This window comes from Brevundimonas sp. (assembly GCF_046299595.1).
Lineage (GTDB): Bacteria > Pseudomonadota > Alphaproteobacteria > Caulobacterales > Caulobacteraceae > Brevundimonas.
Window position 1 is genome coordinate 1532360 of the sequence record NZ_JBKBHQ010000001.1, and the last position, 13516, is coordinate 1545875.

At 68.4% G+C, this 13516-nt stretch carries 14 protein-coding genes; 7 read left to right on the forward strand and 7 right to left on the reverse strand.

Translation table 11 applies throughout. The annotated features are described in order from the left end of the window. Window positions 1-18: 18 nt before the first annotated feature. From ACK4E3_RS07595 to ACK4E3_RS07605, 3 genes are all read left to right on the forward strand, one after another. Window positions 19-1170: a serine hydrolase domain-containing protein gene (locus ACK4E3_RS07595; protein WP_409698646.1), complete on the forward strand. Its 1152-nt coding sequence runs from the start codon at window positions 19-21 to the stop codon at window positions 1168-1170. 179 nt (window positions 1171-1349) lie between these two features. Further along, window positions 1350-2108, forward strand: a complete 759-nt coding sequence (locus tag ACK4E3_RS07600) for an extensin family protein (protein ID WP_409698649.1) — start codon at window positions 1350-1352, stop codon at window positions 2106-2108. A 215-nt stretch (window positions 2109-2323) separates the two neighbouring features. Beyond that, complete coding sequence (locus tag ACK4E3_RS07605) at window positions 2324-2527, forward strand: cold-shock protein (protein WP_409698652.1); 204 nt, start codon at window positions 2324-2326, stop codon at window positions 2525-2527. Between the two features lie 96 nt (window positions 2528-2623). Here the strand turns inward: ACK4E3_RS07605 and ACK4E3_RS07610 are convergent, their stop codons facing one another. Continuing rightward, window positions 2624-3532 (reverse strand): DMT family transporter, encoded by a 909-nt coding sequence (locus tag ACK4E3_RS07610; RefSeq protein WP_409698655.1) that lies wholly within the window; start codon window positions 3530-3532, stop codon window positions 2624-2626. Window positions 3533-3665: 133 nt separating this feature from the next. Here ACK4E3_RS07610 and ACK4E3_RS07615 point away from each other — a divergent pair, with 133 nt between their 5' ends. After that, window positions 3666-3944, forward strand: a complete 279-nt coding sequence (locus ACK4E3_RS07615; protein WP_409698658.1) for a hypothetical protein — start codon at window positions 3666-3668, stop codon at window positions 3942-3944. A gap of 8 nt (window positions 3945-3952) precedes the next feature. Here ACK4E3_RS07615 and ACK4E3_RS07620 read toward each other — a convergent pair whose 3' ends face one another. From ACK4E3_RS07620 to ACK4E3_RS07635, 4 genes are all read right to left on the reverse strand, one after another. Continuing rightward, window positions 3953-4993, reverse strand: a complete 1041-nt coding sequence (locus tag ACK4E3_RS07620) for an ABC transporter ATP-binding protein (protein ID WP_409698660.1) — start codon at window positions 4991-4993, stop codon at window positions 3953-3955. Next, entirely contained in the window at window positions 4990-6555 is a 1566-nt protein-coding gene (locus ACK4E3_RS07625; RefSeq protein ID WP_409698663.1) for an ABC transporter permease, read from the reverse strand. The genes ACK4E3_RS07620 and ACK4E3_RS07625 overlap by 4 nt, the downstream gene beginning before the upstream one ends. Before the next feature lie 68 nt (window positions 6556-6623). Then, window positions 6624-7700 carry an extracellular solute-binding protein gene (locus ACK4E3_RS07630; RefSeq protein ID WP_409698666.1) on the reverse strand — a complete coding sequence of 359 codons (1077 nt, stop codon included), beginning with the start codon at window positions 7698-7700 and terminating at the stop codon, window positions 6624-6626. Between the two features lie 130 nt (window positions 7701-7830). After that, window positions 7831-8178 (reverse strand): DUF1428 domain-containing protein, encoded by a 348-nt coding sequence (locus ACK4E3_RS07635; RefSeq protein ID WP_409698669.1) that lies wholly within the window; start codon window positions 8176-8178, stop codon window positions 7831-7833. A gap of 86 nt (window positions 8179-8264) precedes the next feature. Between ACK4E3_RS07635 and ACK4E3_RS07640 the strand changes: the two genes are divergently transcribed. Continuing rightward, window positions 8265-9005, forward strand: coding sequence for a winged helix-turn-helix transcriptional regulator (locus ACK4E3_RS07640; protein ID WP_409698672.1), 741 nt, complete (start codon window positions 8265-8267; stop codon window positions 9003-9005). A gap of 50 nt (window positions 9006-9055) precedes the next feature. On the opposite strand, the gene ACK4E3_RS07645 is transcribed toward ACK4E3_RS07640, so the two are convergent. Next, window positions 9056-11224, reverse strand: coding sequence for a M3 family metallopeptidase (locus ACK4E3_RS07645; RefSeq protein WP_409698674.1), 2169 nt, complete (start codon window positions 11222-11224; stop codon window positions 9056-9058). A 180-nt stretch (window positions 11225-11404) separates the two neighbouring features. Between ACK4E3_RS07645 and ACK4E3_RS07650 the strand changes: the two genes are divergently transcribed. Both ACK4E3_RS07650 and ACK4E3_RS07655 read left to right on the forward strand, forming a co-directional pair. Continuing rightward, complete coding sequence (locus ACK4E3_RS07650; protein WP_409698677.1) at window positions 11405-12256, forward strand: glutamate racemase; 852 nt, start codon at window positions 11405-11407, stop codon at window positions 12254-12256. An 18-nt stretch (window positions 12257-12274) separates the two neighbouring features. After that, the gene (locus ACK4E3_RS07655; RefSeq protein WP_409698680.1) at window positions 12275-12814 is read left to right on the forward strand and encodes an ATPase; all 540 of its coding nucleotides are present in this window, start codon (window positions 12275-12277) and stop codon (window positions 12812-12814) included. Here ACK4E3_RS07655 and ACK4E3_RS07660 read toward each other — a convergent pair. Continuing rightward, entirely contained in the window at window positions 12798-13355 is a 558-nt protein-coding gene (locus tag ACK4E3_RS07660; protein ID WP_409698683.1) for a carboxymuconolactone decarboxylase family protein, read from the reverse strand. The genes ACK4E3_RS07655 and ACK4E3_RS07660 overlap by 17 nt on opposite strands. Window positions 13356-13516 lie beyond the last annotated feature (161 nt).

Consider the following 13516-nt stretch of genomic DNA (forward strand, 5'->3'; position numbering starts at 1 on the left):
GGCCGCTATGGTGGGGCCATGAACAAGCATCACAGCCCCACCCGCCGCCGCATCTGCCTTGCGGCCGGTGCCCTGCTGGCCAGCGCGCCCATGCGTGCCATGGCGCAGGATGAAGACCTTGACGACCACGCGGCAGGGCGCGCAGCCCTGGACGCGGCGCTGGACGCCAGCCGCGTCCGCCACGGCGTTCCGGCCATGGGGGCGGTGGTGCTTCGCGGCGCGCGGATCCTCTATCTTGGTGTGGCCGGGCAGCGGTCCGTCACCGATGACACGCCCGTGGCGCGGGATGCCTCCTGGCACCTGGGCTCCAATACCAAGGCCATGACCGCGCTGGTCATGGCGCGGCTGGTGGACCGGGGCGTGCTTTCCTGGGATGCTGCGCTGGGCGATGTCTGGCCCGATGTGAACGATGCCTGGCGCGGGGTTTTGATTACCGACCTGCTGCATCATCGGGCAGGGCTGATGGATCGCGGCCTGATCGACGTTTCGTGGCTGATGAGCGCGCGACAGGACGAGCGGTCTCTGCCCGAGCAGCGCGCTGCCTTTGCCCGCGCGGCGCTGGGCGCGCCCCCTGCGGCAGAACCCGGCGCGTTCGCCTATGGAAATGCCAACTACCTGGTGGCCGGTGCGGCGCTTGAGCAGATCACGGGCATGCCGTGGGAGGCGCTGATGGCGGATGAGCTGTTCGCTCCGCTTGGCATCACGACGGGCGGTTTCGGTGCTCCGTCAGGCGAGGCGTCTCCGCTCGGCCACCGCGCCGTGGGCGAGACTCTGGCCCCGGTCGAAGCCGATCATCCGGGTTCCGACAATCCGCGCGCGCTAGGCCCTGCGGGGACGGCTCACATGAGCCTTGCCGACTATGCCAAGGTGCTGGCGATCTTCGCCGACGAGGGCCAGACACACATCAGCGCCGCCTCGCGAACGCGGCTGATGACGTCCTATGCTGGCGAGGAGCGTGACTATGCTCTGGGCTGGCTATGGTTGCGCGAGCGGCGCTGGGCGGAAGGCGCGGCCCTGGCCCATGAGGGCTCGAACACCCTGTGGCACACCTTTGCGGCCCTTTCGCCCCGAAGCGGTCTGGCGGTGGCGGTGTGCGCCAATGCGGGCGGGCCGGGAGCGGCGGCCTGTCAGGGCCTCGGGCAAAGCCTGATCCAGACCTTTGCAGCCTGATTTGAGGCTCAGGGCTGAACCTCCGGTGCATTTGTGCGCTGAATGGCTGCCCGTCATGCTCTCACCATGCTTCGATGGCATAGGGAATGAGGCATGAGGTGGGGCACAGTGGCCCTGTTCCACGCAAGGCCCCTGTGATTCAAGGCCGTCTGCGATGCTAGGAATGACTGATCCGGCCCATGGGACGTGACTTCGCCGATTTCTGGAATCTGCTGTGGGAGGTGGCCCTGCTCGGGCTCGCCGCTCTGGCGCTGCTCGATCATTTCGCGCCGCCCCAGCACCTGCCGTGGAAGCCGCTGGACCTGAACCAGCCGGTCGGTGCGGCGACCGCCTCCAAGGTCTCGGACTTCGAGCTGTCGCGCACGGCCCATGCCGAGGAAATCCGTGCCCAGACCGAGGCCTGCATGCAGACCCTGCGCGATGCGGGTGTGGAGGTGGTGCGCGCCGAGGACATCGACGACGGCCAGTTCTGTGTGGTGCGCGGGGCCGTCCGCATCACGGGCGGTGTCACGCCGATCCGGCCTGCGGGCCAGATCATGCAGTGCCCCCTTGCGGTGCGCTACGTCATCTGGGACCGCCAGGTGCTTCAGCCTCTGGCGAGCGAGATGCTGGGCGCGCAGGTCGCTTCCGTCGAGAGCTATGGCACCTATTCCTGCCGCCGTATCTATGGCCTCTCCGGCCCCGAGAACCGTCCTTCCGAGCACGCGCGGGCCAATGCCATCGACATCGCCTCGATCACCCTGAGCGACGGGCGGCGCATTTCGCTGTCGGGCGACTGGGAAGGCCAGGGGCGTGCGGGCGAGGAGGGCAGCCGCTTCCTGCGTCGCCTGCGCGACGGGGCCTGCCGAATATTTCCGACTGTGCTTGGCCCCGAGTATAACGAGGCCCACGCAGACCACTTCCACTTTGATGGCAGCGGAACCGGCCTGTGTCGTTAGGCAATGTGCCGCTTTGGCATAGCGCTGTTCTTGGTCTTTTGCTGTTGACCGCGCTGCGGCCTTGGGGAACATAAGCGTTGCAGTCCGAGGTAAGGCGCAGGGGCAGTCCCTTGCGTGGTCGCTCCTTCTAAGAACGAGCTGTGTCCCGGTTGGGCTGTCGGTTCGGGCCTGGTCCTGAGCTGCCTGGAAACGGCGCGTCCAAGGAGTGCGCAAACATGGCTACAGGTACGGTCAAGTGGTTCAACACCACCAAGGGTTTCGGCTTCATTCAGCCTGAGGGCGGCGGCAAGGATGTGTTCGTTCACATCACCGCCGTTCAGCGTGCGGGGCTGCAGGGCCTCGACGAGGGCGCCCGCGTGTCCTTCGAGCTGGAAGAGCAGCGCGGCAAGACCGCCGCAGTGGATCTCAAGCTGCTCTGAGGCAGGCACACAGATTCTGATGATCAGGGGCGCGGACGCGGTTCGCGCCCTTTTTCATGGTCTTTTGTGCGTCTGCCCGGTTTCGTGAGCCTCCTGTCAGGCGGGGCCTTCGCCGGCCAGCCTTCGCACCGGCGCGCGCTGGGCCATGACCACGGCGGCGAGCACCAGCACCGCGCCGGCGCCTTGCAGCACCGTCATGGCCTCTGCGAACAGCCACCATGACAGGGCCGCCGCCACCACGGGCTGAACCAGCACGACCATGGATACCGCTGCCGCCGGAAGCCTGCCCAGCGCCCAGGCCACCCCGCCCTGTCCCACCACGTGCATCAGGCCAAGGCCTGCGGCCACCAGCCAGCCCGCAAGCGTCAGGGGGATCAGGGCCTCGCCCAGCAGCGCGCCGATCAGCAGCAGGGGCGGTGCCCCGATGGCCGTGGCCCAGAACATCACCCGCATGGCACCGGCGTGCCTGCGCGCGGCCTTAACCGCAAGGAAGTAGCCGCCGTACCAGAGCGCCACCGACAGGGCGAGCAGGTCGCCCGCCAGCTGGCCCGGCTCGCCCGCACCCTGTGCGCCGAACGCCATCATGCAGGCGCCCAGTATGGCCAGGGCCAGGGCCGCCATGAAGCTCGCGCCGGGGCGCTCACGGAACATCACCCACGCGAACAGGGTCACGACCACGGGGGTCAGGTTGCACAGCACCGTGGCATTGACCACCGAGGTCATGCGGATCGAATAGTGCCAGAAGGCGAGGTCCGCGACGAAGAACAGTCCGGCCACCACCATCCATCGCCCCGGCAGGCCCGGCCCGGCCTGACCGTCCTCGGGCGCGCGCCGCCAGGTCAGCACCAGCAGCAACGGCAGGGCGAGGGCGAAGCGCCAGAACCCCGCCGCTGCCGGACCGACATCGGCGAGGCGCACCAGAACGGGAGCCAGCCCGATCACACAGGCCGAGAGCGCCAGCACGATCATGGCCACGGCTCCGGGCCGCGCTGTCGCCTGCATCATCCTGCCTCCCTGCCCCGCGCTGCGTGCACACGTGTGCAGCCTCAGCCATGCCGTGTGCGTGCGCCCGCGGCAAGGGCGCGATCCGGCGCGACAGGCGCTTGATCCAGAAGGCGAGAGCCCTCACCTTGCGATCATGAAGATCAGCCGCAAGTCCCTGCTGCGCCTTTTCCTGTCGCTGATGCTGGCCGCTGCGGTGGCAGGCGGCGTGGTGCTGGGCATCCGCCTGCTGTGGGCAGGGCTGGGCGGGGGCACCATGAGCGTGCACGGCTGGATTGCCCTGGCCATCGGCATCATCGGCACCTTGCTGATGGCTCTGGTGCTGATGGGGCTGGCGTTTCACTCGGCGCGTCGTGGGTATGACGACCGGGTCATCGACCATCGCGATCCGGGCCGGGACGAGGATCAGGACTGAAGCCGCCCTCAGGCCTCGAAAAGGTGCACCGCGGCAGGCGCAACCGTGATGCCGATGCTGTCGCCCGGTGACGGCGGATGTTCTGCCCCGGGACTGAGGGCGCGGCGCAGGATAAGAGTCTCTCCGCCCGCCACCACGCTCAGCCTGTAGAAGCCCCCGGCAAAGCCCACGGCGGTCACGGTGGCTTGGATACCGCCTTCGCCTGCAAGGATCGCCTCGGGGCGCACGCCGATGCGCGCAGGCCCGTCGGCCATGGCGGGCGCCTCGTGGCGGCCCAGCACGCTCTCGGCCACGGCCCCGTGCACGCGGGCGGGCACGATGTTGATCTCGCCCAGCAGCCGCGCCGCCTCCACGCTGGCGGGTGCGCCATAGCATTCTGCGGGGCTTCCGGTCTGAAGGATGCGGCCCTCGTGCATCAGGGCGAGGTGATCGGCGCTCAACATGGCCTCTTCGGCGTCGTGGGTCACGATCAGGGCGGCGCTGCCCGAGGCGCGCAGGGCCGCGAGCGTGGTGGCACGCACCTCGCTTCGCAAGGCACCGTCGAGGCCCGAGAACGGCTCGTCCAGCAGCACCGCGCGCGGCTCTCTGGCCAGGGCGCGCGCCAGGGCCACCCGCTGCTGCTCGCCGCCCGAAAGCGTCTGGGGGTAGCTGCGCGCCCGGTCGGCCATGCGCACCCGCTCCAGCAGGGCCAGAGCCCGGGAGGCTCGCTCATTGCGGGGCAGATGCCTGAGGCCGAAGGTCACGTTCTCGATCACGGTGAGGTGGGGGAACAGCGCATATTCCTGAAACACCAGACCGATGGGCCTGCGCTCGGGCGGGACGTGCAGGCGCCCACCCGACAGGGGCTGGACGGCACCGTCAGGGCCGGTCAGGGCGATCTCGCCGCTGTCCACGCGCTCCAGACCTGCGATCATGCGCAGCAGGGTGCTCTTGCCACAGCCCGAGGGGCCGAGCAGGCAGGTGATAGAGGCGCCTTGCAGCGTCAGGTCGGCCGCGATGACGGCCTCGCGGGAGCCAAAGCGTTTCGAGACGCCCCTGACCGCAATCATGCGCGCGCTCCCGTCTCGCCCGCGCCCGGACGCGAGGCGTTGATGCGGCGGCTCAGCCAGATGACGGCGGGCAGGGCGACCAGGATGATCAGAAGCGAAGGCCAGGCCGCCTGGGCCAGCCGCTCGTCGCGGGCATAGTTGTAGGCCAGCACGGCCGGGGTATCGAAGTTGAACGGGCGCAGGATCAAGGTGGCGGGAAGCTCTTTGAGGATGTCGATGAACACCACAAGCATGGCCGACAGCAGGCTGCCCGAGACGATCGGCACCTGCACCGACAGGGCCGCGCCGCCCTCGCTGCGCCCCAGGGAGCGCGCGGCCATGACCATGGATGGCGTGATGCGCATCAGCCCTGCGTCCACCGGCTCGAGGGCGGCGGCCATGAGGCGGGCGGCATAGGCATAGATGAGCACGATGATGGCGAAACCTGTGGCACTGAGGGCACCGGGCAGGTTCTGCCAGACGAAGGCGGCGGGCACCAGCAGGCCGATGGCCATGGCCGATCCGGGCGTGGCATAGCCGAGGCTGGCGATGCGTGCGGTCAGAGGCAGCTTGCGCGCGCCAAGGGCAAGGGCCGTGGCCAGGACGACGGTCAGCAGCGCGCCCGACAGTCCCAGCACCAGCGCGTTCGATGCCGACGTCACGATGCGCCCGATCTCGGGGCTGACCCGCAGGCCCACGATCACGAGCCACAGCACAGGCAGGCCCAGCCCCGCGATCAGAAGGCTGGCGCAATAGCCGCTCGCCAGTGCGCCGCGCACGCCGCGAAGGGGGGTGACGGGCAGGGGGCGCCAGCGCGCGTCCGCAGCGGCATAGCTGCGGGCGCGTCGGCCCCAGCGCTCCAGCCACATCAGCACCGCCGCCAGCGCCAGCAGCGGCAGGGCGAGGCGGGCCGCCGAAGGGGTCGATCCCATCACCGACCATGCGCGCACCACGCCGGTGGTCAGGGTGTCGAAACTGAGAAACTGCACCGCGCCATAGTCGGCCAGGGTCTCCATGACCGCTAGGGCGACACCTGCGGCGAGAGCCGGACGCGCCAGCGGCAGGGCGGCGCGCGCAAAGGCCTGAACGGGCGTGCAGCCGAGCGAGCGCGCCGCTTCCAGCGCGCTGACCGACTGGTTCAGGAAGGCGGCGCGCATGGCGATATAGACGTAAGGGTAAAAGGCCATGGTCAGCACGAAGGCCGCCCCCCACAGCGAGCGCATGCGGATGGCGATGTCGAAGCCCGCCACATCGCGCAGCCAGAACCGGAATGGTCCGGCCACGTCGAACAGGTCCGCATAGGCATAGGCGATGGCAAAGCCCGGCGCGGCCAGCGGCAGGACCAGCGCCCAGGCGAAAACGCGCTTGCCGGGAAAGTCGTGCATGACCACAAGCCAGGCCGCTGCAGTGCCGAGCACGGCCACGCCCGCACCCACGAGTGCGGCGAGCAGAACCGAGCCCAGCGCATAGCGGCGCACGTCCGGCCAGGGCAGGTCGACCGCGCCCGGCTGCATGGCCGTCACCACCAGTCCTGCCAGCGGCAGCAGCGCCAGTGCGGCCGCGATGATGGCCAGAACCCCCAAAGGCGAAGGCGCCCCCGATCGTCTCGGGAGCGCCCTGCCCGCTCTGGGCTGATCTTCGGTGGAAAGGCTCAGCGCCAACCGGCTTCGCTCATGATGCGCAGGGCCTGCTCCTGATGGGGGCCATAGCGCGACACCCTGATCGGATGGGCGGTGAAACCGGCCCAGGGGCGCGCGCGCTCGGGCACCGGCACGGACGGCGAGGCGGGATATTCACCATTGGCTTCGGCGACCATGGCCTGAGCCTCCTCGCTGGCGAGAAACTCCAGCAGGCGGATGGCATTGGCGCGGTTGGGCGCATTGGCCGCAAGGCCGCCGCCGGAAATGTTCACCAGGCTGCCCTGACCGTCGAGGCTGGGAAAGCCGAGGCGCACGCGCTCGGTGATGGCCCGGTCGCCCGCGTCCTCACCGGTGGCGAAGCGGATGTAATAATAGGTGTTGGTGATGGCGACATCGCAGACACCGGCGGCCACGGCACGGATCTGGTCGCGATCGCCGCCTTCGGGCTGGCGCGCCATGTTGGCGGCGATGCCCCGGGCCCATTCGCGCGCGCGCGCCTCGCCCCAGACCTCGATCAGGGCGCCAACCAGCGAGAGGTTGTAGGGATTGTCGGCGGCGCGCACGCACAGGCGGCCGCGGAAGCGCGGCCCGGCGAGCTGCTCATAGCTGGCGATCTCTTCTGGGCGCACGCGCTCGGGGTTGTAGGCCACCACCCGCGCACGCCGCGTGAAGCCGAACCACGAGCCGTCGTCGGCACGCAGGTTCTCGGGGATCAGGCCGTTCAGCGTCTCCGAGTTGGCCGGTTGCAGCAGGCCCGCATCCTGGGCGCGCCACAGCGAGCCCGCATCCGAGGCGACGAACACGTCGGCCTGGCCCGAGGCACCCTCGCTGCGCATGCGCTCGATCAGCTGGGCGGCGTTGCCCTCGGTGCGGCGCACCTCGATGCCGGTCAGCTCGGTGAAGCGCTCATAGAGGCGCAGGTCGGAATCGTAATGGCGCGCCGTATAGAGGTTCACATGGCCCGCGCCCTCGGTGCTCGCGTCATCACTGCCGCCCTGACCACAGGCCGACAGGGCAAGGGCGGGTGCCAGCACGATGGCTGTGAGGGCCGCGCCGAGGCGGCGACGCTGGGAGCGGAAGGGGATCATGGGGCCTCCGAGGGGCGTGGCGTTCAGGACGCCCCTCGTCGCACGCTTGCGAATGGTTCGCAATAGCCTGATACGGAAAAACTTGACCCTGCAGCCTGAGGGCGCACCGCTGCAGTCGGCAGAGGCCCGTTCAGACGTCCACCACCGTGGCAAAGCCGCCGTAAATCATGCGCTTGCCATCAAAGGGCATGTCGCTGTCCTGCATGCGCGCGTCCTCCATGCAGGCTTTCCAGCCCGCATCCCGCGCCGCCCTGGAGGGCCACTCGATCCAGGAGAACACGATGCTCTCGCCCGTCTCGGCCTTCACCGCCCGCCTGAAGTCGGTGAGCTTGCCCTCGGGCACGTCGTCGCCCCAGCACTCGACCACGCGCACGGCACCGTGCTCCTTGAAGATTGCCGCCATGCGGGTTGCGAACTCGACGTAGGTGTCGCGATTGCTGTCGCTGACAGCCGCCACATATCCATCCATATAGCTCATGGCATCGTCTCCGGCCTGTGCGGACCTGTGCAGGAATGCGGTCCCGACATTGCGGTTGATAGCGAATATCGTTATCTATGGCAACGATGAAGTTAGAAAAGATAACTCCTGATCGTGAATCCTCACGCCGCCGCTATGAGGATGCCTGCGCCACGGCCCATGCCCTCGACCTGATCGGCGAGCGCTGGGCCATGCTGGTCGTGCGCGAACTGATGCTGGGGCCGCGCCGCTTCAGCGACCTGCGCGGGGCCCTGCCGGGCATCAGCGCCAATGTGCTCACCCAGCGGCTGGAGGGTCTCGAGGCCACGGGCATAGTGGTGCGGCGCATCCTGCCGCCACCGGTGAAGGCGCGGGTCTATGAGCTGACGCCCTGGGGCTACGAGATGGAGCCGATCTTCCAGACCATGGGACGCTGGGCCGCGCGCTCGCCCCATCATGACCCGAGCCTGCCGCTCAGTGCCGTCTCGCTGTTCATGTCCATGCGTACCATGATCGACTGCGCGCGCGCCGAGGGCTTCGTGGGCCGCTTCGCCTTCGTCATCCGGGGCGAGGTCTATCTGGTGCGCATCCGCGAGCATGATGTGCGCGTTCAGCGCGATCTTCGCGCCAGCGCGGACCTTGCCCTGGAAGATGCGGTGATCGAGGGCGAGCCAGAGGCTGTGGCGGCGGTGATCTATGGCGGCCATGCTCTCGGGCAGATGGAGCGCGCGGGCGCGATAAGGGTCAGCGGAGACCGGGAAAAACTCGCGCGCTGTCTGTCGCTGTTCGTCCTGCCGCCGAAAGTCGATGCCGCGCTTGAGCCGCGCGAGTCGCCGGACGGGGCATGAAAAAGCCCGGACGTTTCCGTCCGGGCTGATCTTCATGGGGGTGGACGACCCTATGAGGTCGGGAAGCCGCGCGCGCGCAGCAGGGCCGTCACGTCCGGGTCGCGACCGCGGAACTGGCGATAGGCTTCCGAGCGGTCGGTGGTGTTGCCCGGTGCCAGGATGATCTGGCGGAAGCGGCGCGCGAGGGCGGGATCGAACGGATCGCCCGCCTCCTCGAAGGCCGCCCAGGTATCCGCGTCCATCACCTCGGACCACAGATAGGAATAGTAGCCCGCCGAATAGGCGTCGCTGGAGAACAGGTGATTGAACTGGGGCAGGCGGTGCCTCATCACGATCTCGCGCGGCATGTTGATGCGCGCCAGCGACTCGCGCTCGAAGGCGGCGATGTCGGTGGGCGGCGTGGCGCGGGTGTGCATGTCCATGTCCACCAGGGCGCTCGAGAGATACGAGACGGTGTGATAGCCCTGGTTGAAGGCGGCCGACGCCTCGATCCGGTCCACCAGCGACTGGGGCATGGGCTGGCCGGTCTCGGTGTGGCGGGCGAACTGGTCGAGGATGGGCCGCGTCAGCACCCAGCGCTCATGGACCTGGGACGGATATTCCACGAAGTCGCGCGGCGTGGTGCCGAAGCTGGGATAGTTCACCTCCGACACCAGATAGTGGATGGCGTGGCCGAACTCGTGGAACAGGGTCTCGGTGTCGTCCAGCGAGATCAGCAGCGGCTGGCCCTCGGGGGCCTTGATGAAGTTGTTGTTGTTGGAGGCCAGAACGTTGCTGGGGCCGTCATAGGTGGTATGACTGCGATAGGTGGTCATCCACGCGCCCGAACGCTTGCCCGCGCGGGCGAAGTCGTCCGAGTAGAACAGGCCGATGTGCCGTCCGTTGTCGCGCACCTCGAACACTTCCACGTCCGGGTGGAACACCGGCACGGTGCCCGCCGCCAGCGGATGGAAGGTCATGCCATAGAGGCGCTCGGCCATGTAGAACATGCCGCGCTTCATGGCGTTCAGCTCGAAATAGGGGCGCAGCTCGCTCTGGTCGAGGTCATAGCGCGCCTTGCGCACCTTCTCGGCCCAGTAGAGATAGTCCCACGGCTCGATGGTGATGGTCTGGCCCTCGGAAGCGGCCTGGGCGACCATGTCGCGCACTTCCTCGTCCACGCGCGCGCGCGCCGCAGGCCAGACGCGCATCATCAGTTCCATGGCGCGGTCCGGCGTTCCGGCCATGGTGTCCTGCATGCGCCAGTGGGCATGGGACGGATAGCCCAGCAGGCGCGCACGCTCGGCGCGCAGGCGCACGATGGTGGCGATGGTCTGCTTGGTGTCGTTGGCATCGCCGTTGTCACCGCGGCTGACGAATTTGCGCCAGACCTGCTCGCGCAGGGCCCGGTCGTCGGCAAAGGTCAGGAAGGGATCGACGCTGGAGCGCGTGTTGATGATGGCCCAGCCCTGAAGGTTGCGCGCGCGCGCCGCATCGCGGGCGGCGGCCTTGTTGGACTCGGGCAGGCCCGCCAGGCGCGCCTCGTCGGTGATGAGCGTCCAGGTGTTCTCGTCGGCCACGACCTTCTGCGAGAACTCGGCGAAGGAGGAGGCGAGCTGGGTGTTGATCTCGCCCAGCCGCTGCTTGCCGGCCTCGTCAAGGGCAGCGCCCGAGCGCACGAAGGCCTCGTAGCGGCGCTCGGTCAGACGGCGCTGTTCGGCAGACAGCCCTGCGGGATTGGCATTGACCGCGCGCACGCGCTCGAACAGGGCGGTGTTGAAGGTGATCTCGTCACCGGCGGCCGACAGCAGCGGGGCCACTTCGCGGTTCAGGGCCTGATAGTCGTCAGAGCCGATGTTGCTGATCATCACGCCGAACAGGGCCAGGGCGCGGCCCAGCGGGTCGCCCATTTTCTCCATGGCCACCAGGGTGTTGGCGAAGGTCGGCGCATCGGGATTGTTCGCAATGGCCTCGGCTTCGGCACGGCGCAGCGCGATGCCCTCGACGATCGCCTCGCGCAGCTTCGGCGCCGTGACGCGATCCCACGGGGGGACGCCGCCAAAGGGTCCGCTCCACTCCTGCAGCAGCTCGGCCTGAGGCGTGGTGTTCGGCAAGAGCGCGTTCACCACGGCCATGTCTGCCGCCATGCTGGCGGGCAAGGTGCCCATGGCCGCCGAGGTGGCGCATCCGCCCACCAGAAACAGGCCCGATCCGGCGAGGAGAAGCTGTCGTCTGTCCATGTCCGTCCCTTTTTGTGGCGCGCAGGCTTAACGGTAAAAGGCGCGGCCGGTTGCAAGCGGGGCAGTCCGGCCGGGCACGGTCCGCGCGGTTGGCCGCCAACCTAGCCACAAGTTGGCTTCAAGTCACCTGAACGGCGTTTAACCTTTGCCGCGCCGCTTCAGGATCGCTAAAGCGCCTGCATGGCTCTGGGCGTATTCGACTCCGGCGTGGGCGGCCTGACCGTTCACCGCGAACTGGTCAGGCGTTTTGAAAGCGCCGACCTGATCTATCTGGCCGATCAGGCCAAGGCACCTTACGGCGGACGGCTGGGCGAGGAGATCGTCGATCTCACCCGCGCAGGCTGCGAGCGCCTGTTCGACGAGGGCGCCTCGGTGGTCGTGCTGGCGTGCAATACCGCCGCCTCCATCGCGCTGCGCCGCCTGCAGCAGACCTGGCTGCCCGGCTATCGCGAGAAGATCGGGCGTCCGGTCAATGTGCTGGGCCTGATCGTGCCGACCATCGAATCCGTCACCGGCCAGCCGTGGGACTATGAGGCCGACCGGCATGGCGAGAAGATCGAGGCGGTCGACGTGGTAGGCGTGTTCTGCACGGCGGCCACCGCCATGAGCCGGGTCTATGAGATCGAGATCGACAAGCGCCGCCAGGATCTGGCGGTGTTCTCCGAAGCCTGCCCCGGCCTGGCGGGCCTGATCGAGCTGGGCGCGCCGACCGAGGAGCTGGAGGTGGTGGTGCGCGACCACGTCGATGCGCTGCGCCGACGCATCGGCCGCCATCCCGATCAGGCCATCCTCGGCTGTACCCACTATGCGATCATCGCCGACATCTTTGCCCGCGCCCTGCCCGAAGGCACGCGGGTGATCGACCAGCCGACCGCCGTGGCCGACGCGCTGGAGCGCTACTTTGCGCGCCACACCGAATATGATCTCGGCAGCAGCGGCCTTCGCCGGTTCCTGACCACCGGAGCGCCGGGGCCGCAGGGCGATCGCGTCACCCAGTTCTGGGGCGCGCCGCTCAGCTTCGAGGCCAGCTGAAGCACGAGAGAGGCCGTCGTGAAATCACTCTGGATACTGACCCTTTCCGTCGCAGCCCTGCTTGCGGCCCCACCCTCATCCGCGCCCGCGAGCGCCGAGGTGATCGAGGCTTCGGCCCATGGCTTCGTCATCGGGGGCGAGGTCAGGATCGAGGCACCGCATGCGCGCGTCTGGGCCGTGCTGAGTGCGCCTTCACTGTGGTGGCCCGATGCCCACACATGGTTCGGCGATGCCTCGGGCCTGAGCCTTGATCTGGCGCCCGGCGGCTGCTGGTGCGAGACGGGCGAGAACGGCGCCTTCGCGCGGCACATGGAGGTGGTCTATCTGAGCCCGGAGAGGAGCCTGCGCCTCAGCGGCGCGCTTGGCCCCCTGCAGGGACAGGGTGTGGCCGGTGCCCTGAGCCTTGATCTGATCGCTCAGGACGAGGCGACGGTGCTGCGCTGGCGCTATCGGGTGGGCGGCCATGCCGAGGGCGGGTTAGAGGCCTGGTCGGTGCCGGTCAATCAGGTGCTTTCCGGCAATATCGAGCGCATCAGGGCCGTCAGCGAGGCGAGCTAGCGCCCCGGGCCGCCTCGCTGGCCAGCACACGGCCCGCCGCATGCACGACGGCGGCAATACGAAGGGCGCACTGGATTTCCACTGCAGGCACGGCGTGTTTCTTCAGCTCGCCCTCGTGCGCATCGAGACACGCCCCGCAGCCATTGATCGCCGACACGGCGAATGACCACAGCTCGAAATCGGCCTTTTCCACGCCGGGATTGGCGATGACCGCCATGCGCAGCCGGGCGGGCAGGGTTTGGTATTCGGCACTGCGCATGATGTGCAGGGCGCGATAGTAGATATTGTTCATTCCCATGATCGCCGCCGCCGCCCTCGCGCCGTCCGCGGCCTCGAGGCTGAGGTGTGCGCTGGCTACATCCTCGATGGCCCGCACCAGGTCCGGCGTGCCCATCGCGTGGGCACAGGCCAGAAAAGTGCCCCACTTGCGCTGTGCGTTCAGCACCTCCTCTGCGGCCAGCACCTCCAGATTGCGGGCAATGTCCGCGGCATAGGCCGGTATCATGGCGATGAGGGCGGCCGTTTTCGGATCAGGGGACATCAGTGAACCCGGCTGTCAGAGGACGAGACGCCGATCTTCTCGCGCGGCGCTGCACATGGCAACCGGCCCGCATCCCGGGCAGGGGCAGGGGCCGGGCCGGGGCGGGTCTCGGGGAAAGCCGGGGCCATAACCCTGATCGATCATCTTTACGAAAACCATCA

What these genes read in the sequence shown, in the direction of transcription:
- ACK4E3_RS07595 (WP_409698646.1), top strand. Translation starts at nt 19, where the DNA reads ATGAACAAGCATCACAGCCCCACCCGCCGCCGCATCTGCCTTGCGGCC.
- ACK4E3_RS07600 (WP_409698649.1), top strand. Translation starts at nt 1,350, where the DNA reads ATGGGACGTGACTTCGCCGATTTCTGGAATCTGCTGTGGGAGGTGGCC.
- ACK4E3_RS07605 (WP_409698652.1), top strand. Translation starts at nt 2,324, where the DNA reads ATGGCTACAGGTACGGTCAAGTGGTTCAACACCACCAAGGGTTTCGGC.
- ACK4E3_RS07610 (WP_409698655.1), bottom strand. Translation starts at nt 3,532, where the DNA reads ATGATGCAGGCGACAGCGCGGCCCGGAGCCGTGGCCATGATCGTGCTG.
- ACK4E3_RS07615 (WP_409698658.1), top strand. Translation starts at nt 3,666, where the DNA reads ATGAAGATCAGCCGCAAGTCCCTGCTGCGCCTTTTCCTGTCGCTGATG.
- ACK4E3_RS07620 (WP_409698660.1), bottom strand. Translation starts at nt 4,993, where the DNA reads ATGATTGCGGTCAGGGGCGTCTCGAAACGCTTTGGCTCCCGCGAGGCC.
- ACK4E3_RS07630 (WP_409698666.1), bottom strand. Translation starts at nt 7,700, where the DNA reads ATGATCCCCTTCCGCTCCCAGCGTCGCCGCCTCGGCGCGGCCCTCACA.
- ACK4E3_RS07635 (WP_409698669.1), bottom strand. Translation starts at nt 8,178, where the DNA reads ATGAGCTATATGGATGGATATGTGGCGGCTGTCAGCGACAGCAATCGC.
- ACK4E3_RS07640 (WP_409698672.1), top strand. Translation starts at nt 8,265, where the DNA reads ATGAAGTTAGAAAAGATAACTCCTGATCGTGAATCCTCACGCCGCCGC.
- ACK4E3_RS07645 (WP_409698674.1), bottom strand. Translation starts at nt 11,224, where the DNA reads ATGGACAGACGACAGCTTCTCCTCGCCGGATCGGGCCTGTTTCTGGTG.
- ACK4E3_RS07650 (WP_409698677.1), top strand. Translation starts at nt 11,405, where the DNA reads ATGGCTCTGGGCGTATTCGACTCCGGCGTGGGCGGCCTGACCGTTCAC.
- ACK4E3_RS07660 (WP_409698683.1), bottom strand. Translation starts at nt 13,355, where the DNA reads ATGTCCCCTGATCCGAAAACGGCCGCCCTCATCGCCATGATACCGGCC.